Origin of the sequence: Nocardiopsis flavescens (assembly GCF_900141985.1) — a bacterium.
In the GTDB taxonomy this organism is placed as follows: Bacteria; Actinomycetota; Actinomycetes; order Streptosporangiales; family Streptosporangiaceae; genus Nocardiopsis; species Nocardiopsis flavescens.
In genome coordinates, this window is the sequence record NZ_FQZK01000002.1 from 1 (window position 1) to 25,853 (window position 25,853).

At 74.0% G+C, this 25,853-nt stretch carries 21 protein-coding genes and 1 pseudogene; 10 read left to right on the forward strand and 12 right to left on the reverse strand.

What is annotated here, in order from left to right:
- A pseudogene (locus BUE45_RS32905) lies at positions 1-208 on the reverse strand (NF041680 family putative transposase); the annotation flags it as partial.
- A gap of 463 nt (positions 209-671) precedes the next feature.
- Between BUE45_RS32905 and BUE45_RS04485 the strand changes: the two are divergent.
- Both BUE45_RS04485 and BUE45_RS04490 read left to right on the forward strand, forming a co-directional pair.
- Entirely contained in the window at positions 672-1,202 is a 531-nt protein-coding gene (locus BUE45_RS04485; protein ID WP_073375491.1) for a low molecular weight protein-tyrosine-phosphatase, read from the forward strand.
- Positions 1,203-1,281: 79 nt separating this feature from the next.
- A complete protein-coding gene (locus BUE45_RS04490) occupies positions 1,282-2,133 on the forward strand; it encodes a fructosamine kinase family protein (protein WP_084736987.1) in 852 nt (283 codons plus the stop codon).
- A 228-nt stretch (positions 2,134-2,361) separates the two neighbouring features.
- On the opposite strand, the gene BUE45_RS04495 is transcribed toward BUE45_RS04490, so the two are convergent.
- From BUE45_RS04495 to BUE45_RS04505, 3 genes are all read right to left on the reverse strand, one after another.
- Positions 2,362-3,306 carry a carbohydrate ABC transporter permease gene (locus BUE45_RS04495; RefSeq protein ID WP_073375494.1) on the reverse strand — a complete coding sequence of 315 codons (945 nt, stop codon included), beginning with the start codon at positions 3,304-3,306 and terminating at the stop codon, positions 2,362-2,364.
- Entirely contained in the window at positions 3,303-4,280 is a 978-nt protein-coding gene (locus BUE45_RS04500; protein ID WP_073375496.1) for a carbohydrate ABC transporter permease, read from the reverse strand. The genes BUE45_RS04495 and BUE45_RS04500 overlap by 4 nt, the downstream gene beginning before the upstream one ends.
- Positions 4,281-4,361: 81 nt before the next feature.
- Complete coding sequence (locus BUE45_RS04505; RefSeq protein WP_073375498.1) at positions 4,362-5,720, reverse strand: ABC transporter substrate-binding protein; 1,359 nt, start codon at positions 5,718-5,720, stop codon at positions 4,362-4,364.
- A gap of 213 nt (positions 5,721-5,933) precedes the next feature.
- On the opposite strand from BUE45_RS04505, the gene BUE45_RS04510 reads away from it, so the two are divergent.
- Positions 5,934-7,025 (forward strand): Gfo/Idh/MocA family protein, encoded by a 1,092-nt coding sequence (locus BUE45_RS04510; protein WP_073375501.1) that lies wholly within the window; start codon positions 5,934-5,936, stop codon positions 7,023-7,025.
- A 143-nt stretch (positions 7,026-7,168) separates the two neighbouring features.
- Entirely contained in the window at positions 7,169-8,530 is a 1,362-nt protein-coding gene (locus BUE45_RS04515; protein ID WP_073375503.1) for a four-carbon acid sugar kinase family protein, read from the forward strand.
- A gap of 48 nt (positions 8,531-8,578) precedes the next feature.
- Here the strand turns inward: BUE45_RS04515 and BUE45_RS04520 are convergent, their stop codons facing one another.
- The 5 genes from BUE45_RS04520 to BUE45_RS04540 all read right to left on the reverse strand — a co-directional run bounded on the left by BUE45_RS04520 (position 8,579) and on the right by BUE45_RS04540 (position 13,393).
- Complete coding sequence (locus tag BUE45_RS04520) at positions 8,579-9,478, reverse strand: alpha/beta fold hydrolase (protein WP_073375505.1); 900 nt, start codon at positions 9,476-9,478, stop codon at positions 8,579-8,581.
- 22 nt (positions 9,479-9,500) lie between these two features.
- Positions 9,501-9,851, reverse strand: a complete 351-nt coding sequence (locus BUE45_RS04525) for a DUF4873 domain-containing protein (protein WP_073375507.1) — start codon at positions 9,849-9,851, stop codon at positions 9,501-9,503.
- Positions 9,852-9,885: 34 nt separating this feature from the next.
- On the reverse strand, positions 9,886-11,415 hold the full coding sequence (locus BUE45_RS04530) for a flavin-containing monooxygenase (protein ID WP_178378455.1): 1,530 nt from the start codon (positions 11,413-11,415) through the stop codon (positions 9,886-9,888).
- 197 nt (positions 11,416-11,612) lie between these two features.
- A complete protein-coding gene (locus BUE45_RS04535; protein ID WP_073375511.1) occupies positions 11,613-12,527 on the reverse strand; it encodes an AurF N-oxygenase family protein in 915 nt (304 codons plus the stop codon).
- Positions 12,524-13,393 (reverse strand): SDR family NAD(P)-dependent oxidoreductase, encoded by an 870-nt coding sequence (locus BUE45_RS04540; protein WP_073375513.1) that lies wholly within the window; start codon positions 13,391-13,393, stop codon positions 12,524-12,526. The genes BUE45_RS04535 and BUE45_RS04540 overlap by 4 nt, the downstream gene beginning before the upstream one ends.
- Positions 13,394-13,797: 404 nt before the next feature.
- Here BUE45_RS04540 and BUE45_RS04545 point away from each other — a divergent pair, with 404 nt between their 5' ends.
- Positions 13,798-14,586, forward strand: a complete 789-nt coding sequence (locus BUE45_RS04545) for a MerR family transcriptional regulator (protein WP_073375515.1) — start codon at positions 13,798-13,800, stop codon at positions 14,584-14,586.
- 25 nt (positions 14,587-14,611) lie between these two features.
- Here the strand turns inward: BUE45_RS04545 and BUE45_RS04550 are convergent, their stop codons facing one another.
- Positions 14,612-16,381 carry a GMC oxidoreductase gene (locus BUE45_RS04550; protein WP_073376390.1) on the reverse strand — a complete coding sequence of 590 codons (1,770 nt, stop codon included), beginning with the start codon at positions 16,379-16,381 and terminating at the stop codon, positions 14,612-14,614.
- Positions 16,382-16,691: 310 nt separating this feature from the next.
- Here BUE45_RS04550 and BUE45_RS04555 point away from each other — a divergent pair, with 310 nt between their 5' ends.
- Positions 16,692-17,339: a DUF6230 family protein gene (locus tag BUE45_RS04555; RefSeq protein WP_073375517.1), complete on the forward strand. Its 648-nt coding sequence runs from the start codon at positions 16,692-16,694 to the stop codon at positions 17,337-17,339.
- A gap of 4 nt (positions 17,340-17,343) precedes the next feature.
- Complete coding sequence (locus BUE45_RS04560; protein WP_073375519.1) at positions 17,344-18,654, forward strand: DUF6114 domain-containing protein; 1,311 nt, start codon at positions 17,344-17,346, stop codon at positions 18,652-18,654.
- Between the two features lie 53 nt (positions 18,655-18,707).
- Here BUE45_RS04560 and BUE45_RS04565 read toward each other — a convergent pair whose 3' ends face one another.
- Entirely contained in the window at positions 18,708-20,534 is a 1,827-nt protein-coding gene (locus tag BUE45_RS04565) for a UvrD-helicase domain-containing protein (protein WP_073375521.1), read from the reverse strand.
- Positions 20,535-21,363: 829 nt separating this feature from the next.
- On the opposite strand from BUE45_RS04565, the gene BUE45_RS04570 reads away from it, so the two are divergent.
- From BUE45_RS04570 to BUE45_RS04580, 3 genes are all read left to right on the forward strand, one after another.
- A complete protein-coding gene (locus BUE45_RS04570; RefSeq protein ID WP_342745999.1) occupies positions 21,364-22,026 on the forward strand; it encodes a DUF1707 SHOCT-like domain-containing protein in 663 nt (220 codons plus the stop codon).
- 80 nt (positions 22,027-22,106) lie between these two features.
- On the forward strand, positions 22,107-22,706 hold the full coding sequence (locus BUE45_RS04575; RefSeq protein WP_073375523.1) for a SanA/YdcF family protein: 600 nt from the start codon (positions 22,107-22,109) through the stop codon (positions 22,704-22,706).
- A gap of 19 nt (positions 22,707-22,725) precedes the next feature.
- Complete coding sequence (locus tag BUE45_RS04580; protein WP_073375525.1) at positions 22,726-24,159, forward strand: hypothetical protein; 1,434 nt, start codon at positions 22,726-22,728, stop codon at positions 24,157-24,159.
- Positions 24,160-24,253: 94 nt separating this feature from the next.
- On the opposite strand, the gene BUE45_RS04585 is transcribed toward BUE45_RS04580, so the two are convergent.
- Complete coding sequence (locus tag BUE45_RS04585; protein ID WP_073375527.1) at positions 24,254-25,819, reverse strand: DUF885 family protein; 1,566 nt, start codon at positions 25,817-25,819, stop codon at positions 24,254-24,256.
- Positions 25,820-25,853: the final 34 nt, after the last annotated feature.

Sequence of the window (25,853 nt, forward strand, 5' to 3'; positions counted from 1 at the left end):
CGGCGTAGGCCGAGCCGTGACCGCGGTGGTGTTCGGGCTCCAACGAGAGTTGGGCCAGGTGGCGCACGGGGGTCGGGGTGCTGACCAGGGCTTCGCAGACCTCGAAGAGGGCATCAGCGCGTGTGGTCAGGCAGGCGTGGAACTGCGCTCGGAAGCGGGACAATTCCGGCAGTGGCTCGACAGGGGCGTGGTGGTGCAGCAGACTCATGGTGACGGTCTTCGTTGTGATCAGGTGTGTTCGTGGTTGAAGCACATGATCACGCGAAGACCGTTGTTGTGTACGGGAAACGACGAAGCCCGTGACCAGGCCGGTATCCGGTCACGGGCTCCAGGTTAAACGCCAAGCTAGGGCGTGTTCGGCGGATCATTCCGGCTCGCGACCACCGGGCGGCCTCTCGCCGCGCCGCCTGCGCTCGGACGGCCGACCCGGGCCGACCTGCGCTCGGCGTCTCGCGAGAGATCGCCCGGAGGCCGCTCCCCTCACTCGGCGCAAGCGCCGAACCGAACGAAAGCATCCGCCGAACACGCCTAGGGGCGCGCGGCGGGCCGCCTCCGCGGCCCGCGCGCGGGGGTCCCGCCGGGGCGAAGCCCCCGGCGCCGTTACCGGACCGCGGCGAACGCGCCCGCCGCTAAGCGGGTGGCAGCGGCGGTTTTTCGTTACGGTAAGGGGTATGAGCTTGCCGGAACCTCGCGACCCCGACGGCCCCTACCGCGTCGGCGTGGTGTGCCTGGGCAACATCTGCCGCTCTCCCATGGCCGCCAAGGTGCTGGCCGCCGACCTCGAACGGGCCGGGCTGGGCGACCTCGTCGAGGTGGACAGCTCCGGTACCGGCGACTGGCACGTGGGCGGGGAGATGGACCCCCGGGCCTCCTCCACGCTGCGCGTGCACGGGTACCTCACCGACCACACCGCCCGGCGGTTCGACCCGGACGACCTGGCCCGCTACGACCTGCTGCTGGCCATGGATCTGGACAACCTCGACGACCTGCGGCGCATGGCCGACCGGTACGGGGCCGGGCACGGCTTCGACCCGGCCCGGCTGCGGCTGTTCCGCTCCTTCGCCCCGGGGGTCGGCCCCAACCCCGAGGTGCCCGACCCCTACTACGGCGGCGACGACGGCTTCACCGCCGTCCTGAACATGGTGGAGGCCGCGGCCAAGGGCCTGACCGGGGAACTCGCCGCGCTGCTCAAGCGGCGCTAGCGGGGGCCGGGTGGAGGAGGGGGCGGTGTGCGCCGCGGACGGCGGTGAGGGGCGGCGTCGGGACCCGGTCAAGGGGACCATGGCCGAGCGGCTGACGGTTCTGCTGGGCCGCCGGGTGCGCCGGGCGGTGCGGGCCCAGCGCAGCCACGACTGGGACATCTCCTACGCGGAGGCCGAGGACGGCACCCGCCTGTTCGTGAAGTCGCTGCCGCGCAACGCCGGGCCCAGCGCCGTGCTCACCTCCGAGGCGCGCGGGCTGGAGTGGCTCGGGCACGCCTTCGGGTCGCCGGTGCTCGAACCGCTGGCCTGGGACGACCGTATCCTGGTGCTGCCGTGGGTGGAGGAGCGGGACCCCTCCCCGCACGCCGCCGAGCGGCTGGGCCGCCGGCTCGCGGGGCTGCACCTGACCGGGGCGGACCACTTCGGCGCCCCCTGGCCCGGATTCGTGGGTCCGCTGCCCGCGGACAACACGCCCTCCCGGACCTGGCCGGTGTTCTACGCGGAGCAGCGGCTGCGCCCGTGCCTGCGCCGGGCCGTGGACCAGGGCGGGCTGACGCCCGTCGACGGCCGGACCGTGGAGAAGGTGGTGGACCGGGTCGCCCAGCTGGCGGGGGAGCCCGAACCCCCCGCCCGCATCCACGGCGACCTGTGGAACGGCAACGTGCTCTGGCGCGGCAAGGACGCGGTGCTCGTCGACCCGGCCGCCCACGGGGGACACCGGGAGGCCGACCTGGCGATGCTCACCCTGTTCGGGCTGCCCCACCTGGAGCGGGTGCGCGACGCCTACAACGAGATGGCGCCGCTGGCCGCGGGTTGGCGGTCCAGGGTGGCCCTGCACCAGCTGTACCCGCTGCTGGTCCACGTGTGCCTGTTCGGCGCCGCCTACCGGACGACGGCCCTGGAGGCGGCCCGCGCCGCCCTGCGGGGCTGAGGCGGGTCCGGCCGCCCCTCCCGGAACGGCGCGGCCCGGCGGCCACCCGTCGCGCACGACGCGGCGGGCCGGCGCGGGGCGCCCGCGGGGCGGGGCGGGCGTCGGCGTGGGCGGGGCGCCCGCGGGCCCCCGGCGGCCGGTGGACGTCGCGGTCCACACCGCTACCGGAGGCCCTCCCCGCGTGTGTCAGGCGCGGTGGGCGTCACCGACCTCCGCGGCCGGTGCCCCTCAGCCCTTGACGCTGCCCGCCAGCAGGCCGCGGACGAAGTGGCGCTGGAGCAGGAAGAACACCGTCAGCGGCACGATCATGGACACGAACGCGCCCGCCGTCAGCCGGTGCCAGGCCTCGCCGCGGGTGCCCGCCAGCTCGGCCAGCCGCACGGTCAGCGGGGCCGTGGCGGTGTCGCCGCCGGTGAAGATCAGCGCCACCAGCAGGTCGTTCCAGGTCCACAGGAACTGGAAGATGCCCAGCGACACCAGGGCCGGCGTGATGAGGGGCAGCACGATCCGCAGGAAGATGCGGCCGTGCCCCGCGCCGTCCACCCGCGCCGCCTCGAACAGGGTCCGGGGCAGCTGCGAGATGAAGTTGTGCAGCAGGAACACGCCCAGCGGGAGCCCGAAGATCGTGTGCGCCACCCACACGTTGGTGAACGCCATCGCCCCGGTCAGCTCCCAGGCCGGGAGGATCTGCGCCCCGCCGACGGTCACCCCCTGGGAGAAGAAGCGCAGCAGCGGCACCAGGGCCATCTGCAGCGGCACGATCTGGAGGGCGAAGATCCCCAGGAAGACCCAGTCGCGGCCGCGGAAGTCGATCCACGCCAGCGCGTAGGCGGCCAGCGCGGCCAGGCCCAGCACGAACACCGTCGCGGGCAGGGTGATCACGAAGGAGTTGATGAAGTGGCTGGCCAGGCGCCCGTCGCTGGCACTGCCGAAGAGCACGTCCCGGTAGTTGTCCAGGGTCACCTCGGGGGAGGCGAAGAACATCCACCACCCGGTGGTGCGGATCTCGTCGGCGGGCCGGAACGAGGAGATGAACAGCCCCGCGGTGGGCACCGTCCACAGCACGGCGATGACGAGGGCCGCCAGGCTCGCCGCCGACCCGCTCAGCCTGCGCCGCACCCGGGAGGCCGGGCCCGCGTCGCGGACGTCGGTGATGGTGGGGGTGGGGTTCACGACAGCTCCCTCGCCTTGCGGGTACGCCGGATCTGCAGCACCACCAGCGGGATGACCAGGACGAACAGGAACACCGCCAGGGCCGACCCCTGGCCGGTCTGGCCCTGGGAGAACGCCTGGCTGTACATCTCGTTGGCGATCACGCTGGTGCCGTAGTTGCCGCCGGTCATCGTGCGGACGATGTCGAACACCTTCAGGGTCTGCACGGTGATGGTGATGAGGACGACCAGCACGGTCGGCCACACCGACGGCAGGGTGATGCTCCGGAACAGCTGGAAGGCCCCCGCGCCGTCGATGCGCGCCGCCTCGACGATCTCGGCGGGGATGGCCTTGATGGCCGCCGACAGCACGACCATCGCGAAGCCCGCCTGCACCCAGATGAGCACCATGATCAGCAGGAACGTGTTGAGCGGCTGCTCCAGCAGCCACAGCCGGGGTTCGCCGCCGAACCACACGACGATCTGGTTGAACAGTCCGTACTGCTCCTGGTCGGCGGGCCGGTAGGCGAACACGAACCGCCAGATGATGCTCGCGCCGACGAACGAGATCGCCATCGGCATGAACACCAGGGACTTGGCGACCGACTCGAAGCGGGACCGGTCGACCAGCACCGCGTAGACCAGGCCGATCGCGGTGGACAGCACCGGCGCGAACAGCACCCACAGCAGGGTGTTGCGCAGCACCAGCAGGATCTCGGGCCGCTGGAACATCCAGAGGTAGTTGGCCAGCCCCACGAACGCGTCGCCGGAGCGGTCGTGGAAGGACAGGTAGGTCGTGCGCAGCACGGGGTAGATGAGCCCGCCCACGAGCAGGAGCAGGGCGGGGGCGAGGAACAGGAACGCCTGCCAGCGGTCGCGCCGGGTGCGGGGCATGTCGATGACGACCAGCAGCAGGCCGATGACGCCGAGGAAGGCGGCGATCCCGATGAGCATCCACACGATCTTGGGAAGCTCGTCCAGGAACGAGAACTCCATGGGTGGGGCCCCTTGTGAGTACCGGGAGGTGGGGGAGGGGACGGGCGGGGGACGGCGGGCGGGGGCGCCGTCCCCGGGCCGCTACGGCCAGGCGGACTCGATGGTCTCCAGGACGTCCTCCGTGGAGGTGCCGGTGACCCAGTCGATCATGCCGTTCCAGAACACGTTGGTGCCGACCGAGGAGGGCATCGCGTCGCTGCCGTCGAAGTGGAACACGGTGTCGGGCGAGAGCAGGACCTCGGCGGCGAACTGCGAGGCCGGGTCCTCGATCACGGCCGGGTCCATGTTCTGGTTGGCCGACACCCAGGCGCCCTGCGAGGCGCGGCTGTTCGCGTACTCGGGCGTGGACAGGTACTCGTGGACCGCGGCGACCTCCGGCCGGTCCGCGAACGGCACGGCGAACTCGCCGCCGCCCATGACCGGGACCTCGGCGCCCGCCTCCAGCGGCGGCAGGACGAAGCCGTACACGTCGCCGTCCTCGGCGACGGTGACGCCCTCCTCGAACTGCGCGGAGTAGAAGGACCCCATCAGGTACATGGCGCAGCCGCCGTCGAGCAGCGGCAGGCCGGCCTCCTGGAAGGAGGTCACGGCGATGCTCTCGACGTCGCCGAAGGTGCCGTTGACGTAGTCGGGGTTGCGGACGATGCCGCCGGCCAGCTCGAACGCCTCGGCGACCTGGGGGTCGTCGAAGGGGATCTCGTGGGAGACCCACTGGTTGTACACGTCGGTCCCGGCGGTGCGCAGCAGCGCGTTCTCGATCCAGTCGGTGCCGGGCCAGCCGGTGCCGTCGCCGGACTCGAAGCCCACGCACCAGGGCTTGGTGCCGTCCTCGGCGATGGTGTCGCTGAGCTCGGTCATCTCGTCCCAGCTCTGCGGGACCTCGTAGCCGTTCTCGGAGAAGTAGGCCGGGGAGTACCAGACCATCGACTTCATGTTGGCGCCGTAGGGGGTGCCGTACAGCTCGCCGTCGAAGGTGGCGTAGCCGAGCCAGTCCTCGCCCCAGCCCTCCTCCGCGTTGGCGGCCACCCCGTCGGCGACGGGCACCGCGTAGCCGTCGTCGACGACCCGCTGGAGCAGGCCCGGCTGGGGGATCAGGGCCAGGTCGGGGGCGTTGCCGCCCTCCAGGCGGATGGGCAGCTGGGCCTCGAACTCGCCGCTGCCCTCGTGCTGGATGTCGATGCCCGTGCACGCCTCGAAGTCGGCCCAGGAGCGGTCCATCCGCTCGGCCTCCTCGTCGCGGATGGAGGAGTAGATGCTGACGGTCCCCTCCACCTCCGCCCACGCCTCGAAGGGCGCGCAGTCGACGTCGGAGGCGTCTCCGCCGCCGCCCCCACCGCCCTCCCCGCTGAGGTACCCGCAGCCGGAGGCGAGGAGGACGACGCTCCCCGCCGCTGCGGCCAGCGCCAACGGGCGGCGGTTCCTGGGATCTGTTCTCGGCATGGCTCTCCCTTGTGCGAGGGGACATGTGATTCGGGGCACGCTGGAACACGATCGAAGCCGCAACGCATGAAAATGTCTACAAAATTCGCAAAACCTTTCGTAACGATGCCGAAACGCGCTGGTCACCGCCCATGACCCGGTGACGGGACGGAACCGCGGCGCACCGTGTCCGCGCGCCGCGGCGCGCGGGACCCCGAGCCGTAGATTGGGGGCATGTCCAACGCACCGCAGGTCCCCGACCACGACGGCCCCGAGTTGCACGTCGCCCTGATCGGCTACGGCAAGGGGGGCGAGGTCTTCCACGCCCCGGTGATCGAGGCGGTCCCCGGACTGCGCCTGTCCGCCGTGGTGACCGGGAACCCCGAGCGCGCCCGCACGGTCCGCGAGCGCCACCCGGGCGCGACGGTGTACCCGACCGTCGCCGACCTGTGGGCCGACGTCGGGCGCTACGAGATCGCCGTCGTCACCACGCCCAACGACACCCACGCGCCGCTGGCCCGGGCCGCCCTGGAGGCGGGCGTGTCCGTGGTGGTGGACAAGCCGTTCGCGCTCACCGCGGCGCAGGCGCGGGAGCTCACCGACCTGGCCGACAAGCTGGGCCGGGTGCTGACCGTGTACCAGAACCGCCGGTGGGACGCCGACTTCCTGACCCTGTGGAACCTGGTGGAGGAGGGCGCGCTGGGCCGGGTCCACCGGTTCGAGTCCCGGTTCGAGCGCTGGCGGCCGCTGCCCAAGGGGACCTGGCGCGAGAGCGGGGCGGTGGAGAACGGCGCCGGGCTGCTCTACGACCTGGGGCCGCACCTGATCGACCAGGCGGTCAACCTGTTCGGCCCGGTCGCCTCGGTCTACGCCGAGGTGGACTCCCTGCGCGAGGGCGTGCAGGCCGACGACGACGTGTTCCTGTCGCTGCGCCACGCCCGGGGGACCCGCTCCCAGCTGTGGATGAGCGCGCTCGCCGCGCAGGGCGGCCCCCGCTTTCGCGTGCTGGGGGACGCGGCGGCCTTCACCAGCTACGGGATGGACGGGCAGGAGGCGCGGCTGCTCGCGGGGGAGAGCCCGGCCGCGGCGGACTGGGGCGGGCTGCCGGAGTCCGCGTGGGGGCTGCTGGGGGCGGACGGGGCCACCCGCCGGGTGCCCTCGGCGCGGGGCGCCTACACCGAGTTCTACGCGGGGGTGCGCGACGCGGTGGGCGAGGGCGAGCCGCTGCCGGTGGACCCGCACGAGGTGATCCACGGGCTGGAGGTCATCGAGGCGGCCCGGCGCAGCGCCCGCACGGGCACGGTCGTCGCGCTGCCCGGGCGCTGAGCCCGGCGGCGCCCGCGGGCGCGGCGGATCGGACACGGTTCGCCCACACCTCGCCCGCGGCCGTGCCCGTTCGGCCCCGGCCGTGCCCGGCCGGGCCTATGTTGGAGGGAGGTTACCCGAGCGTTTCGCCGAAGGAGACTGCCGTGGCACAGGTCCTCGTGGTCGCAGACGACCTCACCGGTGCCAACGCGACCGGGGCACGGTTCGCCCGGACGGGGATGCGGGTGACCACCGTGACCCCCGAGCACGTCAGCCGGGTCGCGGCCGACCACGACGTGGTGGTGGCCAACCTCGACAGCCGGCACGTCCCCGCGGAGCAGGCGGTCGACCTCATCGCCGACGTCGTCGAGGCGGTGTGGCCGGTGGGACTGGTGGTCAAGCGCACCGACTCCACCCTGCGCGGCAACGTCGGCGCCGAGCTGGAGGCGGTCTACCGGGAGGTCCGCGAGCGGGTCCCCGCCGGCACACGGGTGCGGGTGCTGCTCACCCCGGCCTTCCCCGGGAGCGGGCGCACCACCGAGAACGGCGTCCAGCTGCTCAACGGGGTGCCGCTCCAGGACACCGAACTCGCCCGCGACCCGCTGCACCCGATGACGACCGGGGTCGTGGCCGACATCGTCGCCGCCCAGTCCGGCCTGGCGGTGCGCCACGTTCCGGTCCGCCCGGTCACACAGGACATGCTCACCGCCGAACTGCTGGCGGGGGACGAGCCGGTGGTGCTGTGCGACGCCACCACCGAGCGCCGCCTCACCGACATCGCCGAGGCCGCCGCGGCCGCCCACCACGACGACGGGACCGTGTGGGTGTCGGTGGACGCCGGGCCCACCGGGGCGCTGCTGGCCTACGCCCTCCGGCTGCGGGGCCAGGCCGGGACCCGCGGCCCGCTGCTGGGGGTCGTCGCCAGCACCACGGACCTGACCCGTCGCCAGCTGGCGACGGTGGCGCGCACCGGCGCGGTGCGGTTCGTGGACCTGGACGCGGTCGCGTTCACCGACCCCGGGAGCGAGCACGCCGACGAGGTCGCGCGGGAACTGGCGGACAAGCTCCTCTCCGCGGGGTTCCCCGACCTGTGCGTGCTGCGGGTGGTCACCACCTCGGAGGGGGTGCGGGCCCTGCCCGGGCGGGTCCGGGCGGAGCTGCCGGGGCGCATCGCCCGCCTGGTGGCCGACACCGTCCACGAGATCGCCGAGGGCACGGGGGCGCACGCCCTGCCCAGCGGGCTGTACCTGACCGGCGGGGACCTGGTCTCCGGGCTCTTCGACGAGCTGGACGTGCACGCGTTCGAGGTCGGCGGCGAGGTGGTCCCGCTGGCCGTCCACGGCCACATCGGCGGCGGCCCGCTGGACGGGACCCCGGTGGTCGCCAAGGGCGGCCTGGTGGGCGACGACATCACCCTGGTCGAGTGCCTGGCCAAGCTCCGCCGCGCCGTCCAGGCCCGCCTGCACCAGGTCCACTCGGAGGTCTCCGAGCACGTGGTGCCGACCCTCGTCCGCGACCCGGCCTGACGGCGGACGCCCCGGGGGCGGCTCCCGGGGCGTCCGCCGCGGCACGCCTCACTCCGACAGGACGGCGCCCAGGTGGTCCGCGGCCAGCTTCCCGATCCGGTCGGCCAGCACGTCGGGGAACTCCAGCGGCCCCATGTGCCCGGCCCCGGGCACCTCCACGACCTCCGTGCAGTCCCGTACCAGCGAGGCCACGTGGCGGGCGTGCCAGGGCGGGGTCATCCGGTCGGCGGTCCCCACCAGGACCACGGTCGGGGCGGAGATCGCGCGGACCGTCGCGTCCAGGTCCAGCCGGGTGATCATGTCGCCCCAGCGCCCGCGCGCCACCGGGTCGCAGGCGTGCACCATGCGCGCGCACAGCCGCACCATCCGCGGGTCGGCGCCCGGGCTCATCGCGATGAACTTCAGCGCCTGCGCCGTGAGCCGGTTGCGCGGGCCCAGCGGCAGCGGGGCGCGCAGCGTCAGTGCGGACGCGGCGGAGCGGACCGCCGCCGCGGGCACCGGGAACGCCGTGCTCCGGCCGGCCAGCTGCGTGCACCCGGTGTTGGTGAGCACCACCGCCGCCGCCCGGTCCCGGAACACCTCCCGGTCCCCGGCGGCCATGATCGTCATCCCGCCCATGCTGTGCCCGGCGACCACGGCGCGCTCGCCGGCCGGGACGGTGGCCTCCAGGACCGCGCACAGGTCGTCGGCCAACTTCTCCGGCCCGTACCCGGCGGGGGTCAGGGGCACCGGGGTGCGGCCGTGGCCGCGCTGGTCGTAGAGCACCACGCGCAGGTTCCCGTCGAGCAGCCGGACCACCGGCCCCCACGAGGCCAGCGACGTCGCCCAGCAGTGGGACAGCACCACGGTCGGCCCGCTCTCCGGGCCGCGCACCTCCACGTGCAGTTCGGTGCCGTCGGCGGAGGCCACGGGTATCTTCCGGGCCGCGCCCAGGTGTCGGATCGCCATGGGGATACCTCTCGTTCGGGGGTCAGTCGAGCAGGTCGCCCAGGTCGATCCTCGGCACCGGGTAGGGCGGGGTGCCCACGCCGGAGACCGGGTGCCCGCCCCACAGGTCGGGCCCGGCCAGGGTCGCGACGCCCTCGTCGCCGCCGGGGGTGCGGATCAGGACGGTGCGCACACCGTCCTCGTAGGCGGCGGTGACCCCGGGGGAGGCCGACAGTCGCCCCGACCACCGGTAGTCGCCGGTCAGCGGGGAGAAGTGCCCCGCCACGTGGCACCGGGCGGCGACCGGCTCCGCCACGGGCTCCCCGTCCGCCCCGAGGGGGGTCAGGGCGACCTCTCCCCGGTACTCCTCCTCGTCGTCGTCGAAACCGCTCATCGCGTCCTCCTTCGCTGGGGCCGTGGGTGCCGCCTCAGGCCGCGGCGCGCTCCCGCGCGGTGCGGCGGCGGGCGCTGTCGATCCGCAGATCGTAGTTGTGCGGGTCGAACCAGCGGGTGCGCAGGGCGAAGTTCCAGGTGAAGGTGGGCCACAGGGTGGTGTTGCGGCCCTCCTCGTCGAGGTACCAGCTGTCGCAGCCGCCGGTCACCCAGACGGTGCCCTCCATGCTCCGGGCGATCATCTCGTTGTAGGAGCGCTGCGCCCGAGGCCGCACCTCCAGCCGGTCCAGCCCCTGCCTGCACAGGTACTTGAGGGCCTCCACCGTGTACCGGATCTGGGCCTCGATCATGAAGACCTGCGAGGTGTGCCCCAGCCCCGTGTTGGGTCCGGCCAGGACGAAGGCGTTGGGGAACCCGGCCACGGTGGTGCCTCGGAAGGCCTGGACGCTCGCGCCCCAGCTCTCGGACAGGGAGCGGCCCGCGGCGTCGAACACGCGCCGCGCGACCGGCGGGTCGGACACGTGGAACCCGGTGCCCAGGATGATCGTGTCGACCTCGTGCTCGGTCTCGCGCCCCCGCGCGTCGCGGGTGACGACCGCGTGCGGGCGGATCTCGACGATGCCGTCGGTGACCACGTCGACGTTGGGCTCGGCCAGCGCCGGATAGTAGTCGTTGGACATCAGGACGCGCTTGCACCCGGCGCGGAAGTCCGGGGTCACCTTGGCGCGCAGCGCGGGGTCCGTGATGCTGCGGGCGATGTTGGCCCGGCCCAGCCGCTCCACGACGGAGAGCAGCCGGGGGTCCTTCGCGAAGCCGAGGACGTAGGTCTCCCGCCCCCAGTAGATGCTCTTGCGGGCGATCTGCCGGGCCAGGGGGAGGTTGCGGTACAGCCAGCCCTCGGTCCGGGTGATGTCGCGGTCGTGGCGGAACATCACCCAGGGCGCGGTGCGCTGGAACAGCGACAGCCTGCCGACCCGGGGCTGGATCCGCGGCACGAACTGGATGGCGGAGGCGCCGGTGCCGATCACCGCGACCCGCCGCCCGGTGAGGTCGTGGTCGTGGTCCCAGCGCGCCGAGTGGAACATCCGCCCCTCGAAGGTGTCGATCCCCTTGATGTCGGGGAGCGAGGGATCGGCCAGGGGTCCGGCCGCGCTGACCAGGAACTGCGCGGTGACCGTTCCCCGGGAGGTCTCGACGCGCCAGCGGTTGTCCGCCGGCTCCCAGCGGGCGGACAGCACCTCGTGCCCGTACCGCACGTGCCGCGGGATCCCGTACTCCCCGGCCACCCGCTTGATGTAGGCGAAGATCTCGGGCTGGGGGGAGAAGGTCCGGCTCCAGGAGGGGTTGAGCGCGAAGGAGAAGGAGTACAGGTGCGAGGGGACGTCGCAGGCCGCGCCCGGGTAGGTGTTGTCCCGCCAGGTGCCGCCGACGTCGTCGGCCCGCTCCAGGATCACGAAGTCCCTCGGGTCCCGCAGGCCGGCCTGCCTGAGCCGGACCGCCATGCCGATCCCGGCGAACCCGGACCCGATGATGGCCACCCGGAAGTGCGGTGGTGCTTCGGTCACTGTCGATCCCTTCGTGCGGTCGGCCCGTGCGGGGTCCGCGGCGGTCCGGGCGGTGTGTCCCCCCGGGGGCGTGGCGCGTACGCCCCCGGGAGGCCGGGTCCACCGCCGGAGGGCGTGGCGCGTCGCGCCCTCCGGCGGTGGGGTCTGTCGCGGTGGCGCCCCGGACGGGACGCCACCGCGGGTCGGTGGGGCCGGAATCAGCGGCCGAGCAGGCCCGCCTTCTTCCAGAAGTGGCGGCCCAGGCCGGTGATCGCCCCGGCGGTGCCGAGCGTGCCGACCACCTTGCGGGCGGCCCAGGTCTTGGTGTCCGTCCAGTAGGGGTTGGCCCGGGCGGCGCGGTGGGCCTCGCGGGGGTCGAGGCCGACCTGTGCGTAGACCTCGGGGTTGATCAGGCGGGTCGCCGAGTAGTACGTGACCAGGCCCAGCACGAGGCTGCTGTAGGCCCTGTTGAGGGCGCCGCGCTGTGCCCAGTCCCGCTGGAACTCCTCGCGGGCGTAGCGCATGTGCCGCGCCTCCTCGGTGACGTGGATGCGCGCGACCGAGCGGACCAGGGGCAGGATCCGCTCGTCGGGGACGGCCTCGCGCTGGAGCTGGTCCAGGAGCTCCTCGACGAACAGGGCGCCCGCGAAGATCAGCGGCCCGTGCGCGATGGCCTTGAAAAGGCGCCCCAGGTGGTAGGCCACCGGGTCGAGCCGGCGGGTGTGCCAGCCGAGCCGCTCCACCATCTTGGCGAACATCACCGTGTGGCGGCACTCGTCGGCGATCTCGGTGTAGGCGTACTGGACGTGCAGCGTGGTGGGGTCGTTGCGGTAGGCGTGGCGCACCAGCATCTGCATGAGGATGGTCTCGAACCAGATGCCGATGGTCGCGACGCTGGCGACCTCCAGCCGGCTGAGCTCCTTGCGCTTCTCCTCGCTGAGGGAGTCCCACAGCGGGGTGCCGTAGAGGGAGATCCGCTCGGGTCGGATGGCCCACATGTCCGGGTCGACGGGGGCGTCCCAGTCGATCTCGACGAGCGGGTCGAAGGAGGCCTTGGCCGAGCCGCGCAGGAGCCGCTTGGCGATGTCCTCCCGGTCGGTGAGCTTGGGCTTGGCGCTGGTCTCTGCGGTCATTCTCGTCCTCCTCGGGACGCCGTCGGCCGGGGTTCGGGGCTGCCGTGGCGTGTGTGGAGCCCCTGGGCGATCTCGGCTTCGGCGAAGGCGCCGTCGGCGAGGAGAAGCCCGATCTTCAGGGACACGATCTGCTCGGTCGTGCCGGGGAGGTGCCGGAACAGGTGCAGGCCGGCGGTTCCCAGCGCGGTGGAGGCCACGTCGCGCGGCGCGTGCCGGGCCCCGGCCGCCCGGACCACGGCCATGACGGTGTCGCGCCCGGTCTCGGCGGGGACGAGGCCGTCCAGCGCGACGCCGGTGGCGCGGGAGCTGCTGTGGATCGGGGTGTCCACGTAGCCGGGGTGGACGGTGGTGACCCCGATGTGGGTGCCGTACTCGGCGCGGAGGCAGTCCGCGTAGGCGGTCACGGCCCGCTTGGACACCGTGTAGGCGCCGGCGAACGGCAGCGGGAGGCCGGCGAGCAGGGAGGCGGTGACGATCACGCGCCCCCGGCTCCGCAGGAGGGCCGGCATCGCGGCGGCGGTCACCCGCCAGGTGCCGAGCAGGTTCACCTCCAGGGCCTGGTGGACGTGGACGTCCGGTGCCCGCCCGATGTCGACGGCCGGGCCCACGCCCGCGTAGTGGACGAGCAGGTCCAGACGGCCGCCGAGCCGCTCGACGGCCTCGGCCACGCCCCGGCGCACCTGCCCGTCGTCGGTGACGTCGCAGCCGATGACGCCGGGGGCGGCCTCGCGGTCGATCCCGACGACGTCGACGCCCAGGTGCCGCAGGACGGCCGACGTGGCGCCGCCGAAGGCCCCGGAGGCGCCGGTGACGACGGCGTTCAGGCCGGGCAGCCTGCGCAGGTGGCGCGGCACGGGGGGCGTCATGTGATCTCCTCCACGGTCATTGCCGGAACGTTACAACGAGCATTGTCACAATGCAATGGGGCATCGCTGGAAATTTACTCGCCGGTAGGTTCGCGCTCCGTGTTCGCCGGGATGCGCGGCGTCGCGCGGGCGCCCCGGGGTTTCCGACCGAGGGGAGGCGGCGGCGGTTCCCGGTTTTCGGGCCGCCGGGAAGTGGATTTCGGGAAGTCCCGGTGCGGGCGCCCGGGGGCTCTCTGTTGTGGAGGCGTGGAGGGGGGCTCCGGCAGGTCGTGCCTCATGGGCGGGTATGTGCGGGTTGGCGCACTCCTGTCGCAAACATGACAACGTCTATTGTCATGGTCGAAAGCGCCCGCACCAGGAAGATACTGACAAGTACTGTTCGAGGGTGTCTCTAGGCTGGACCCATGGCCGAATACCGCATTGACGAACTCGCCCGGCTGGCCGATACGACGGTGCGCAACGTCCGGGTGTACCAGGACCGGGGACTGCTCGCCCCGCCCCGCCGTGAGGGCCGCGTGGGCATCTACTCCGAGGCGCACCTGGCGCGTCTGCGGCTGATCGGCCAGCTGCTGCGCCGCGGGTACACCTTCGCCAACATCGGCGAGATGTTCCAGGTCTGGGAGCGCGGTGGGGACCTCTCCGACATCCTCGGCTTCGAGTCGGCGATCGGGGACGCCTGGAGCGATGAGATCGCCGACTACCTCACCCTCGGGGACCTGCGCGAACTCTTCGGCAAGGGGGTCAACCCCAGGACGGTGAAGCGCGCACTGGACCTGGGCGTGATCGAGCGCGACGGCCTGCGCTTCCGGGTCCCCAGCCCCCGCCTGCTGCACGCCGGCGTCGAACTGGTGCGCATGGGCATGACGGTGGGCTCCGTCCTGGACATCGCCGAGAACCTGCGCGACAAGGTCGGCCACGTCGCCGAGCACATGACGCGCCTGGTCGCCGACCACATCATCGCCGAGTACGCCCCCGGCACGGTGCTGCGCACCGAGGACCCGGCCGAGGTCGCCGAGGTGATCCGCAAGGTCCGTCCCCTCGCCCAGCAGGCCGTCGACGCGGTCCTGGCCCAGGAGATGGCGAACCAGCTCACGCATGTCATGGGCGAGCACTTCGCCGACGCCATGGAACTCCTCGACCGCGAGCGCGACCGGGTCCCCGCCCCGCCCCCCGCCCCCGGAGCGCGGACCTGACGCCCCGCGGCCCCGGGGGCGGCCCTCAGGAGCCGGCGGCCCCGGCACCCCCGGCGGGCGGCGGCGCGGGCGCCGGCTCGGCGACCGACAGCGGCAGCGGGGCGGTGAACCGTAGCTCGGCGAAGGCACCGCGGGGCACCGCCGGCGAGTCGGGGAACACCGGGCGCACCCGCCGGTAGGCCCCGCCCTGCTCCGGGCGGGGGTCCTCGCCGCCCTTGTTGGGCCACATCGCCAGCGCGCGCTCGGCCTGGGCGGTGATCGTCAGGGACGGGTTCACCCCCAGGTTCGCGGTGACCGCCGACCCGTCCACCACGTGCAGGTCCGGGTACCCGTACAGGCGGTGGTAGGGGTCGATCACACCGGTGCCGGCGCTGTCGCCGATCGGGCAGCCGCCCAGGAAGTGCGCCGTCATCGGGATGTCGAACAGGTCGCCGACGGTGCCGCCGGGGTGTCCGTCGATCCGCCCGGCCAGGCGGGTGGCCACGTCCTGGCCCGCCGGGATCCAGGTGGGGTTGGGCTCGCCGTGCCCCTGCCGGGAGGTGAGCCTGCGCCCGCCGAGCAGGCCCGCGCGGAGCGACGTGGTCAGCGAGTTGTCCAGCGACTGCATCACCAGGCCGATGATGGTCCGCTCCGACCAGCGGCGGTTGGAGAGGCTGCGGGCGAAGGTGACCGGGTGCCGCGCGGCCAGGCCCAGGAACCGCAGCCAGCGCGGAACGGCGCCGCCGCCCGGTACCTGGATGGCGGTGAGCAGGCCCATCGCGTTGGACCCCCTGCCGTAGCGGACCGGTTCGATGTGGGTGTTCTCGTCGGGGTGGATGGAGGACGTGATGGCCACGCCGCGGGTCAGGTCCTCCGTCCACGGGACGCGGCGGCTCATCGCGCCGACCAGGGCCTCGGAGTTGGTCCGGGTGAGCGTGCCCAGCCGGTCCGACAGCCGGGGCAGCAGGCCCGTGTCCTTCATCCGGTGCAGCAGGGTCTGGGTGTTGTAGGTCCCGGCCGCGATCACGACCTGGCGGGCGGTGAACGTGCGGGCGTTCTCGCGGCGCCGGGGAGCGTCGGTGCGGACGGTGTCGACGGCGTACCCGCCGTCGGGGAGGGGGCGGACGCGCTCCACCGTGGTCAGGGGGTGCACCCGGGCGCCGCCGCGCTCCGCGAAGTACAGGTAGTTCTCGGTCAGGGTGTTCTTGGCGCCGTGCCGGCAGCCGGTCATGCACTCGCCGCACTCCCGGCAGGCCCTGCGGTCCGGTCCGGCACCGCCGAAGTAGGGGTCGCCGACGGACGCGCCGGGGGCGGCGCGGCTCCCGTCCCCGTCCCCGCCGTCGCCGAAGCAGACGCCGACCGGGGTGAGCCGGAAGGTGTGGCCCGCGCCGATCTCGTCGGCGACCGCCTTGAGGTGGCGGTCGGACGCGGTGACGGTGGGGTTGGTGCGCACGCCCAGCATGCGCCGGGCCTGGTCGTAGAAGGGCGCCAGCTCCGACTTCCAGTCGGTGATGTGGCGCCACTGCGGGTCCTCGAAGAACGGGTCCATCGGGTGGTAGAGCGTGTTGGCGTAGTTGAGGGAGCCGCCGCCGACCCCGGCGCCGGCCAGGATCATCACGTCGCGCAGCAGGTGGATCCGCTGGATGCCGTACAGCCCGGCCGCGGGGGCCCAGAGGAAGTTCCTCAGGTCCCAGGACGATGACGGCAGGGTCTCGGGTGTGAAACGCCGCCCCGCCTCCAGGACGCCGACACGGTAACCCTTCTCGGTGAGGCGGAGGGCGCTGACCGCTCCGCCGAAGCCCGATCCGATGACCACGACGTCGTGGTCGAAGCGGTCGTCCTCGTTCGTTCCGGTCGCCTTGCCGGGGGTCGCGGGGGAGTCCGCGTTGCGCTCTCGGTGCACGTACTGATCTCGCTATCGGGTAGGCCGCGGGCTCCCGTAGTGCGCCGGATACGGGTCCGCAACATTCTTTGTGTCATCTGGAATCGTGACAATAACTATTGTAATGTTCGTCACTACCGCCGAGTAAGGTGTGTTCCATGTAACACGCGAGGCGTGCATCGGCGCAAGTTCCTCTCCCCCTCGCCGCCCCTCCCCGGAGGGCGGTGGATCACTGGAGGTTTCCATGCCCAACGCTTCCGAGGAGACGCCCGCGGTGTCCCAGGACGCGCCTGAGCAGCACGAAGGCGTCCGCGGCACCCGCTGGCGCCGCTTCGCCCTCGTGGCCGTGCCCGGCTTCGCCGCGGCCGCCGTGCTCGGCGGCATGACCACGCAGGGCCTGCTCGCCGCCTCGTTCGCCGTCTCCGGCGACAGCTTCAAGATGTCCGCCGACAGCCTCGTCGGTGAAGGCTTCACCCAGTACGGCGACGTCGCCACCTCCGTCGACGGCACCGGACGCCCGGTCGGCCTCTCCACGGTCGACACCGCGGAACTCGCCAACCTCTGCATGTCCTCGCTCTGGGACCTGCCGATCGGCCGGGCCACCCTGGTCATCACCGCCGGGGAGGGCACCCCCGTCGAGGGCACGAACCTCGTCATCGACATCGAGCAGCTCCGGGGCGACGCCGAGTTCGGCGAGATCGAGATCGGCCGGGACGCCAGCACCCTCGACCGGGCCGAGGGCGGCCAGGGCCCCGCCGGCGGCTTCGGGCTCCAGGCCGACACCATCACGGTCTCGGACATGAGGATGACCACCTGGGCCGTGACCTCGGGCTCCCTGCGCCTGTCCGGCCTGGGGCTGGCGGTCAAGCCCGGCGACCACGAGTGCTTCTGATCCCATGACCCGTGCACTGGCCCTCCTGCGCTCGGGGTGGGGGCGGTTCCGCTCCTGGCGGCGCGCCCGCCCGTTCTGGGGCGGCGCCGTCCTCGTCGCGGCCGGAGTCGAGCTGCTCGTCGCCCCGGCCGCGCAGACCCTCGTCCTGCCGATCGACCTGATCGTCTACGCCGGCGTCGCCGGCGTCTCCGGCACCCTCATCGCGGCGCTCATGATCGTGCTCGGCGCGCTGAGCTGGTTCCAGCCCGCCCAGCACACGTTCTTCGGCGTGGTCGGGGTACTGCTCGCCCTGGTGACCTTCGTGACCTCCAACTTCGGCGGGTTCGTCATCGGGATGCTGCTCGGCATCGTCGGCGGTTCTCTCGTGTTCGCCTGGGGCCCCAAGGCCCGTCGGCGGCCGGGCGGGCGCCGCCGGGCACGTGCCCCGCAGGGACCCGGGCCCGACGAGGTCCCCGACCCCGGGGGCGCCGGCGGCGGAACCCGTCCCGCGGCCGCCCTCGCCCTGCCCCTGGCGGCGGCGCTCCTGCTGGCCTCCGCCCCCGCTCCCGCCCTCGGCTGGCCGTGGGACTGGCTCTTCCCGGGAGGCGGCCACGAGCAGTCCCCGGAGGACCCCCCGCCGTCGCCGTCCCCCTCTCCCTCCCCCTCGCCCGGGGACCCGGGCGGGGAGGACCCGCCGGAGGGGCCCGGAGCGGAGGAGGGGCAGGAGGAACAGGAGGGAGAAGAGGAGGACGGGGCCGGAGGGGACACCGACGTCCCGGAGGCCGACCCGGCCGACTGCGAGTTCCGCACCGGGGAGGGCGCCCTGGCCGGGAGCGAGCAGGAGTTCGCCGACGCGGTCCTGGCCTGCCGGGCCGCCCGGGAGGCCGGCGAGCTGCCCGCGGTCGCCGTCGACGGGGGCCGCGACTGCTTCCAGGGCTCGGTCCGCACCTCCGGACTGACCGCCGACGTCCTGACCATGAGCGGTGCCCGCTACGACGGCGTCGTGGAGTGCCCGACCGCCGACGGGCCCCGGCGCTACCTCCGGCTCACCATGAACCGGGCGGAGGTGACCGGCGGCGACCTGTGGTTCGAGGAGCACGGGACCCGGATGAGCCTGGGACTGCCGTCCATGACCCTGGACGGCGACGTCGTCCTGCACGTCACCCGGATGAGGATCGAGATCTTCGGCATCCCGCTGCCGGTCACGTTCACCCCGGACTTCCCGCCGCCGCTGCTGCTCCCGTACATGTTCGTGACCGAGGTCGACGTCTCCAGCCCCATGGCGGGCACCGACAGGATGAACATCACCGACCTGAACGGCCGGTTCGACGGCTGACCGTCCGCGGACGGCGGGGCGCCGCGCGGTCCGCGCGGCGCCCCCGGTCCGGGTCAGCGGCCCTCGGTGACCAGCCGGCTCGCCCGTCCCACGTGCGACACGTACAGGGCGTCACGGGCCCGCGTGCAGGCGGTGAACAGCAGCGTCCGCTCCTGCTGGAAGGCGTGCTCCAGCGCCACCTGGTCGCCGTCCGCGGACTCGATGGCGGCCTTGGGCGGCAGCAGGTGGTCGCTGACGCCCACCAGCGCGACGCAGCGGAACTCCTGGCCCTTGAGCCGGTGCAGCGTGCCCACGCGCACCGCCCCCGGGACCGCGGTCTCCTCCAGCGGAGCCGTGGGCACGCCGCGCGCCGCCAGCTCCTTGGCGATCCCGCGCACCACCCAGTGGTTGCGCCCGGCCACCGCGATCTCGGCCGGGTCGACCCCGGCCTCCAGCCACACCCGCACCCAGTCGCCCAGGGCCGCGAGCTCCTCGGCCCGGTCGGCGCAGCCGCGCACCACCGGAGCCGTGCCGCGCAGCAGCGAGCGGTACCCGGCCAGCGTGTCGGCGTCGTCGTCCATGCCCAGCGCCGCGCGGCGGCCCAGGATCGGCATGCTCCAGTCGAGGATCTCCTGGGTGATCCGGTAGCTCACCCGGAGCCGTTGGCCGCGCCCGCGCACGTTGATCCCGAGCGAGGCCAGCGAGACCCGGTTGTCGGACACCCGCTGGTGCGGGTCGCCCACGATGAACAGGTCGTCGGGGCCCTCGGGGACGGCGGCGCGCACCATCCGCCACTGGGCCGGGTGCAGGTCCTGCGCCTCGTCGACCACCGCGTGGCGGAACAGCGGCCCGCCGCGGCCCAGGACGCGGGCGGCCTCCGCGGCGAGCTGCGGGTAGGACCACAGCCCCTCGACCCGCATGGCGCCCACGTAGCGGCGCACGGTCTCCCACACCTGGCGCCGGTGCTCGGGCGCCAGGTGCTGCACCCGGCCGCTGCGCTCGCAGCGGATGTAGTCGGGCAGCAGCTCCAGCCCCTTGGCGAGGATGACCTGCTCCCACTCGTCGACCAGGAAGCGGCCGGAGAAGGGGAGGCCGTCGGCCAGCGCGACCGCGCGCCAGCGGCGCGCCAGGTCGTCCTTGCCGATGAGGCGCGGCGGGATGCCGCCGTTGGCCTGCACCACGGAGCGGGCGAGGCTGTCGATGGTCGCCACCCGGACCCGTGCGCGCACGCCGGGGTCGGGCAGCAGCTGGTCGAGGCGGTCGGACAGGGACTGGGCCAGGGCCCGGTTGTAGGTGGTCAGCAGGACGGACTCGCGGTGGTCCCCGGGGTGGGCGGCGGCGTCGCGCTCGGCCAGGCGGGCGGCCCGGTGCAGCGCGATGACGGTCTTGCCGGTCCCGGGGCCGCCGGTGATCTGCACGGCCCCGTTGTGGTGGGCCTCGGTGATCCGGTGCTGGTCCGGGTGGAGCGTGACCTGCCACTGCCGGAACGGCGCGCGCAGGGCTCCGGCGAGTTCGGGCGGGCCGCTGGGGAGCGGGTCGGCGGGGGCGCCGGGGCCGAGCGGGACGATCTCCGGGGACGCCGGGAGCAGGCGGCGGGCGAAGCGGAGCGCCTCCTCGCGCGGCAGCACGGTGAGCAGGCGGTAGCGGCCGTCCGGGTCGGTGTCGTCGCCGGGGCCGTCGTCGGGCTCGCCGCCGGCCGGGGCCGGCACGATGACGCCGGACCAGTCGGGGGCGATGCCGACGATCCGGACCCGCGGGTCGGCCGCGTCCGCGACGGTCTCCAGGACGGGGCGCTCCCCGGCCTGGTAGGCGCGCATCACGGCCAGGGTGCTGAGCTGGACGTCGGGCGTGAGGCGGGTGAAGTCGCTGAGGAAGGTCGGGGCGATCGCAAGGGCGGACACGTCGTGGGTCTCCTCCGGTCTTCGGCCGAATGGCGGCTCGGGGTCCGAGGTGTTCGGAGCGGGCGGCGCCGGGGCGCGGGGGCCGGGCCTGCGCCCCCTCTCACCTGTGAACATGCTCGTCGGGGAATTCCGGCAAACGCCGCTCGCAGGCGGATTCCCGTCAGGCGCGCGGGGTTTTCCGCGGGCCGCTCCGGTGCAGGTGGGAGGGGGTTCTGCGAAAGCCCGTTCGATGGTTTCGCGGAACTTTTCCCGGGGGCGGGCGCGCGCCTCCGCCGACCTGCGGTTCTCCGGCGACGGCCAATGTCCCAAAACGGTGTTAGTGGCTGTCCGAAACACGGTGACGCACGGCGACAATGCCTGATCCGCGCGGGGAGACTGGGAACCCAGGTGCGGGATGTGCCGCTGGGGGTCGTCGGACCGAAATCCCGCAAGAAGAACGGGCACCGGTGAGCACCGAGGAGATACGGGATTTTCGAGGACATTTAACGCAGTGGCCGGTTTCGGACACGTGCTGTGCAGATCCGTTCCGGGCACGAGATCGTGTAACGCACAGGGGAGGCGGCCGAGTGCCATCCGTGTGGTCCAGGACTCTGCCGGGGTCCGTCCTACCCCGGCAGAGTCCTGACCACCCGAGGGCGTGCGCCGCGCCGTGCCGGCGTCCGTCGCCGGGGAGGCCCGGCGGCCCGGGGCCCGGTGCCCTGCCCCGCCCGCGGCGGGCGGCGGCTCCGGCACGCGCCCCAGAGGAGTCGGTACCCCCGCTCCGACCGCACCAAAGCGCCCAGGGACGGACAATCTCATTCCCCACCCCCGGCGGTCGTGCCCTACCGTGGTGAGCACCAGGACGACGAAAGGGAACGGTGCGCTCGTGGTCTCCCAGGACAAGGGCCGTATGCGGATCTCCGACGCCGAACGCCACCAGGTGGCGGAGGTGCTCAGGGATGCCGCGGCCGAGGGGCGTATCACCCTCGACGAACTCGACGAGCGGCTGGAGGCCGCCTTCGGCGCCAAGACCTACGCCGACCTCGAACCCATCGTCGCCGACCTGCCCGGCTCCCCGGGCGCCCCGGGCGTACCCGCCCCCGCGCCCGTCGCCGACCGCTCTCCTGAGCACCTGCGCCCCGAGGACCTCACGGTCATCCGGTCCAGCGGCGACAGCATTGTCCGCAAGGGCCGCTGGCAGGTGCCCCGGCGCATCGAGGTGCGCAACAAGTACGGCGAGACCAAGCTCGACTTCCGCGAGGCGGACATCCCGCACGGCCGCGTCGAGATCCACCTGGAGGTCTCCTGGGGCAGCGCCGACATCATCCTGCCCGAGCACGCCACCGCCGACGTCTCCGTCGACACCTCCTGGCTGGGGAGCCTGAAGGTGGACGCCGACGCGATCCCCAAGCCGCCCGCCCCCCACTTCGTGGTCACGGGCACCTCGCACGGCGCCGCCCTCCAGGTCGGGCACCGCAAGCCCTTCTCCTGGTCCGCGCTCTTCGGCGCCTGACCGTGCCGCGTCCGCACCGGGACTGCGATCATGGGGTGCGCCCGCGGACGCCGGGCGCCTGAACGGACGGGGGACCAGCGGTGGCGGTGTGGATCGTGGCGGCCGGGGCCTGCGCGGCGGCGTTGAGCCCCTACATCTGGCTCCTGGCCGCCTCCGCCGGCCGCCTGCGGCGGGTCGAGACCGTCCCGCACCGGCCGGTCGCCGTCGTCCTGGGCGCGGCGGCCTGGGAGCACGGCCCGTCGCCGCTGCTGGCCCGCCGCCTCGACCTGGCCGTGCGCCTGTTCCTCGACGGCCGGGTGGAGCGCGTCATCGTCTCGGGGGACAACCGCGAGGTCTCGCGGCACGAGACCGACACCATGGCCGCCTACCTCGTCTCCCGCGGGGTGCCCGGGGACCGGATCGACGCCGACCCCCACGGGTACCGCACCTGGGACACCTGCGTCCGGGTCCGCGACCTGTTCGGCGTCCGCTCCGCCACCATGGTCACCCAGTCCTTCCACCTGCCCCGCACCGTCGCCCTGGCCCGGGCCGCGGGGATCGACGCCGTGGGCGTGGGGGACGCCAGCATGGGCGCCCGCCGCAGATCCACCGTCATCGGGTACGCGCGCGAGGCCGGCGCCGCCGTCAAGGCCCTGCGCGACGCCGTCCTGCGGCCCGCCCCCGCCCGGACCGGCCCCTGAACACGGCGATACTGGGGTCATGAACGCGACCCCGAACGACGCACACGACGACCCCGCGAGCGTGGACTGGGCGGCCCTGGCCCCGGAGGGCGGCGAGCGCATCGCCTCCCTGCTCGGGGAGGTCACCCGGAGCGACACCGCCCTCTCCGAGCTGCACGACATCATCGCCTTCCCCGCCCCCGGCCACACGGCGGCCCCCCGGGCGGTGGACTTCCTCGTCGACGCCGCCTGCTCCGGGCAGACCCCCGCCACCGACCGCTGGCGCCCCCTGAGCCTGCTGCTCGAACTGGTCTCCTCGCACGCCGAGGACCTGTTCCCCGAGCCGCGCGACCTCGCGCAGTGGCGCGACGAGGTGGCCTGGATCGTGTCCACCGACACCGAGAAGGTCCTCGCGCAGTACCGGACCTGGGCGGAGGAGGCGCCCGACGAGCAGCAGCGGCGCCGGATGGCCAACCGCCTCGCGGTCCTGGAGCTGCCGTACGGCGCGGCCGCCCTCCAGGCCGAGCTGGACACCTTCGAAGCCCTCCGCGCCCGCGTTCCCGACCTGCTCGAACTCCTCAAGGGCGCGGGCAACCGCGGCGGCATGGACCGCGCGGGGGAGTGGGTCTCCTACCTGCTGGCCTTCCTCACCCCCGACGCCGAGCGGATCGTCGCCGGCATCACCGGCGCCTCCCAGGTCCTGCTCGCCAAGGACCTGCGCCCCTCCCGCCAGGCGGCCTCCAGCCTGCGCGACATGATGGACCAGGCCCTGGAGGGCGGCGCCGAGCCGCTGCCCGCGGAGCTGTTCGCCCTCGGCGCCCTGGCCGGACCGGACGACATCGACCTCACCGTCGCCCTCACCCACCAGATGGCCGGGGGCAACCTGTACAACTCCTTCGCCGCCTCGGTGGCGCTGGTGATGATCCACGGTTCCAACACGCCCCGCGAGGCCCTGCGCCGGATCGGGCGCGGCGGCGGGACCGGCAGCGGCTACGAGGGGCTGTTCAACGAGTCGTGGCCGCACTGTGGCGAGCGCTCGCCACAGGTCCTGGGCTTCCTCGCGCTGGGCCGCGCCGGCGACCGCGCCCGCCGCCTGCGCCTGGACATCCTGCCCGGGCTGATCAAGGGCGAGGAGGACTCGCGCGCCCTGGTCACCGCGGCGGGCCTGGAGCTGGTCCTGGGCCCGCGCACCCGCGGGGCCACCCAGGAGGACCACCTCAGCGCCGACTACGACGAGGAGACCCTCAAGGTCCTGTGGACGATCGCGGAACTGCCCGCCCGGGCCTGGGAGGACCCGGAGCTGCGCGAGGTCCTGGCGGCCTGGGGGCTGCCCGAGGACCCGGAGGAGTTCCGCGCCTCGGTGGGCGTGGAGACCGAGCCCGAGGTGGTGGAGCCGCCCGCCCCCGCCGCGCGGCCCGAGCCGCCCCAGGCGCAGGGCGGGCTCTTCGGCCGCCTGTTCGGCGGCGGCCGCTGACCCGCCGCGGACGCGGCGGCCCCCGCCGCGTCCCGGCCCCCGGGGAGCGCCGCCCCGGGGGCCCGGCGCCGTCACCGCGGCGGCCGGCCCGGGCTCAGCCCCGGTCGAGGGCGGTGCCGATCAGCCCCAGCGGCGGGGAGCCCAGGTCCAGCAGGGCCCGGTGGAACCTGGCGAGGGAGAACCCCGCCCCCCAGCGCTCGCGCGCCTGCCCGCGCAGCCGCAAAATCTCCAGCTTGCCCCACGTGTACCGGCCGTAGGTGGGGTCGAACGTGGCCCGCCGCGCCTCCGACAGCGCCGCCGGACCCTGGAGCGGGGTGTCCGCGGAGAACAGCGCCGCCGCCTCCTCCACCGTCATCGTCCCGGTGTGCATGCCGAGGGCCACCGACAGCCGGGTCACCCGGATCAGGGCCTCCACCCACACCCCGATCTCGTAGTGGTCGGCGGTCCACCCCGGGACCCCCGAGCGCTCCGCGGCGTAGGCCCCGAAGCCCTCCTCCAGCATCATCTCCTCGGCGTAGTGCGCCCAGCCTTCGGCGAACGCCATCGAGTGCAGCGCCCGCCGCACCGGGCCGGGGGCCCGCCGCAGCGCCCGCCCGTGCGAGAAGTGCCCCGGGGCCACCTCGTGCACGCTCACCGCCGGCAGCGTGGTGTCGCTGAACATCTCCAGCCACTCGGCCGTCTCCGCCCCGTCCCAGGCCGGGTCGGGCGGGGTGATGTAGTAGAACGACGGGGTGTCCGCCTCCCACGGGCCGGACCAGGACATCATCGCGGTGGCCCAGCGGTGGGCGGGCGGCGACAGGTCCACGCGGCACTCGCCGTCGCCGTAGGGCACCAGCCCCCGCTCGGCGGTGAACTCCAGCGCCAGCTCCGTCCACCGGCGGGCGGCGTCGAGCACCCCGTCGCCGTCCGGGCCCCGCGCGGTCAGCTTCCGGACCGCCGCCATGGGCTCCTCCCCGGGCGCGACCCGGGCCACCGCCTCGGCCAGCCGTGCCCGCAGCCGGTCGCGCTCGGCCCGCGCCCGCCCGGCCAGCTCGGCGGGGTCGACCGCCAGGGCCTCGCCCGCGCCCATCAGCCGGGCCAGCCCCCCGGCGCCCAGGGAGGCGTCCTCGGGCCCCTCCAGGGCGGCCCGCTCCACGTGGGCCACCAGGCGGGCGTGCGCGGCCAGCGCGGTCGCGCGCAGGTCGGCGGGGACGTCCCGCGGCAGCCCCTCGGCCAGCCCCCGGACCGCCCCGATGAGGGAGCGCGCCACCGGCGCGGGGATCCGGTCCAGGGAGGCGATCGCGTTGTCCACCCCGCGCGGCCACAGCGCCAGGTGGGCGTCGCGGGCGGCCCTGCGCGCGGCCTCCGGGGCGTAGGCGCGGTCGTAGTTGGAGACGTCGAGCTCGCCCAGGTGGTACAGGGGGTTGGAGCGGTGCAGCAGGGCCTCGCCCAGCGCGTACCGGGCCTCGGCCTCGAACGCGGCCAGGTGCGCCTCGTCGTGGGGGTCCTCCAGCGGGGCGCCGCCCAGGCCCGCCAGGGCGGCCGCCACGCCCCCGGGGGAGAGGTCGGCGATCCGGCCGTCGTACTCGTGCATGCCCGCGCCCTCGCGCATGGACCCGGGCGCGAGGTCGGCCAGGGCTCTCAGCCGCGCGGGGAGTTCGTGGTTCTCGGGGTGTGACATGCCCCCGACCCTAGTGAGCGCCGCCACCGGGCGC

What these genes read in the sequence shown, in the direction of transcription:
- BUE45_RS04540 (WP_073375513.1), bottom strand. Translation starts at nt 13,393, where the DNA reads ATGACGCCCCCCGTGCCGCGCCACCTGCGCAGGCTGCCCGGCCTGAAC.
- BUE45_RS04505 (WP_073375498.1), bottom strand. Translation starts at nt 5,720, where the DNA reads ATGCCGAGAACAGATCCCAGGAACCGCCGCCCGTTGGCGCTGGCCGCA.
- BUE45_RS04560 (WP_073375519.1), top strand. Translation starts at nt 17,344, where the DNA reads ATGACCCGTGCACTGGCCCTCCTGCGCTCGGGGTGGGGGCGGTTCCGC.
- BUE45_RS04580 (WP_073375525.1), top strand. Translation starts at nt 22,726, where the DNA reads ATGAACGCGACCCCGAACGACGCACACGACGACCCCGCGAGCGTGGAC.
- BUE45_RS04535 (WP_073375511.1), bottom strand. Translation starts at nt 12,527, where the DNA reads ATGACCGCAGAGACCAGCGCCAAGCCCAAGCTCACCGACCGGGAGGAC.
- BUE45_RS04500 (WP_073375496.1), bottom strand. Translation starts at nt 4,280, where the DNA reads ATGGAGTTCTCGTTCCTGGACGAGCTTCCCAAGATCGTGTGGATGCTC.
- BUE45_RS04545 (WP_073375515.1), top strand. Translation starts at nt 13,798, where the DNA reads ATGGCCGAATACCGCATTGACGAACTCGCCCGGCTGGCCGATACGACG.
- BUE45_RS04485 (WP_073375491.1), top strand. Translation starts at nt 672, where the DNA reads ATGAGCTTGCCGGAACCTCGCGACCCCGACGGCCCCTACCGCGTCGGC.
- BUE45_RS04520 (WP_073375505.1), bottom strand. Translation starts at nt 9,478, where the DNA reads ATGGCGATCCGACACCTGGGCGCGGCCCGGAAGATACCCGTGGCCTCC.
- BUE45_RS04490 (WP_084736987.1), top strand. Translation starts at nt 1,282, where the DNA reads ATGGCCGAGCGGCTGACGGTTCTGCTGGGCCGCCGGGTGCGCCGGGCG.
- BUE45_RS04510 (WP_073375501.1), top strand. Translation starts at nt 5,934, where the DNA reads ATGTCCAACGCACCGCAGGTCCCCGACCACGACGGCCCCGAGTTGCAC.
- BUE45_RS04585 (WP_073375527.1), bottom strand. Translation starts at nt 25,819, where the DNA reads ATGTCACACCCCGAGAACCACGAACTCCCCGCGCGGCTGAGAGCCCTG.
- BUE45_RS04555 (WP_073375517.1), top strand. Translation starts at nt 16,692, where the DNA reads ATGCCCAACGCTTCCGAGGAGACGCCCGCGGTGTCCCAGGACGCGCCT.
- BUE45_RS04525 (WP_073375507.1), bottom strand. Translation starts at nt 9,851, where the DNA reads ATGAGCGGTTTCGACGACGACGAGGAGGAGTACCGGGGAGAGGTCGCC.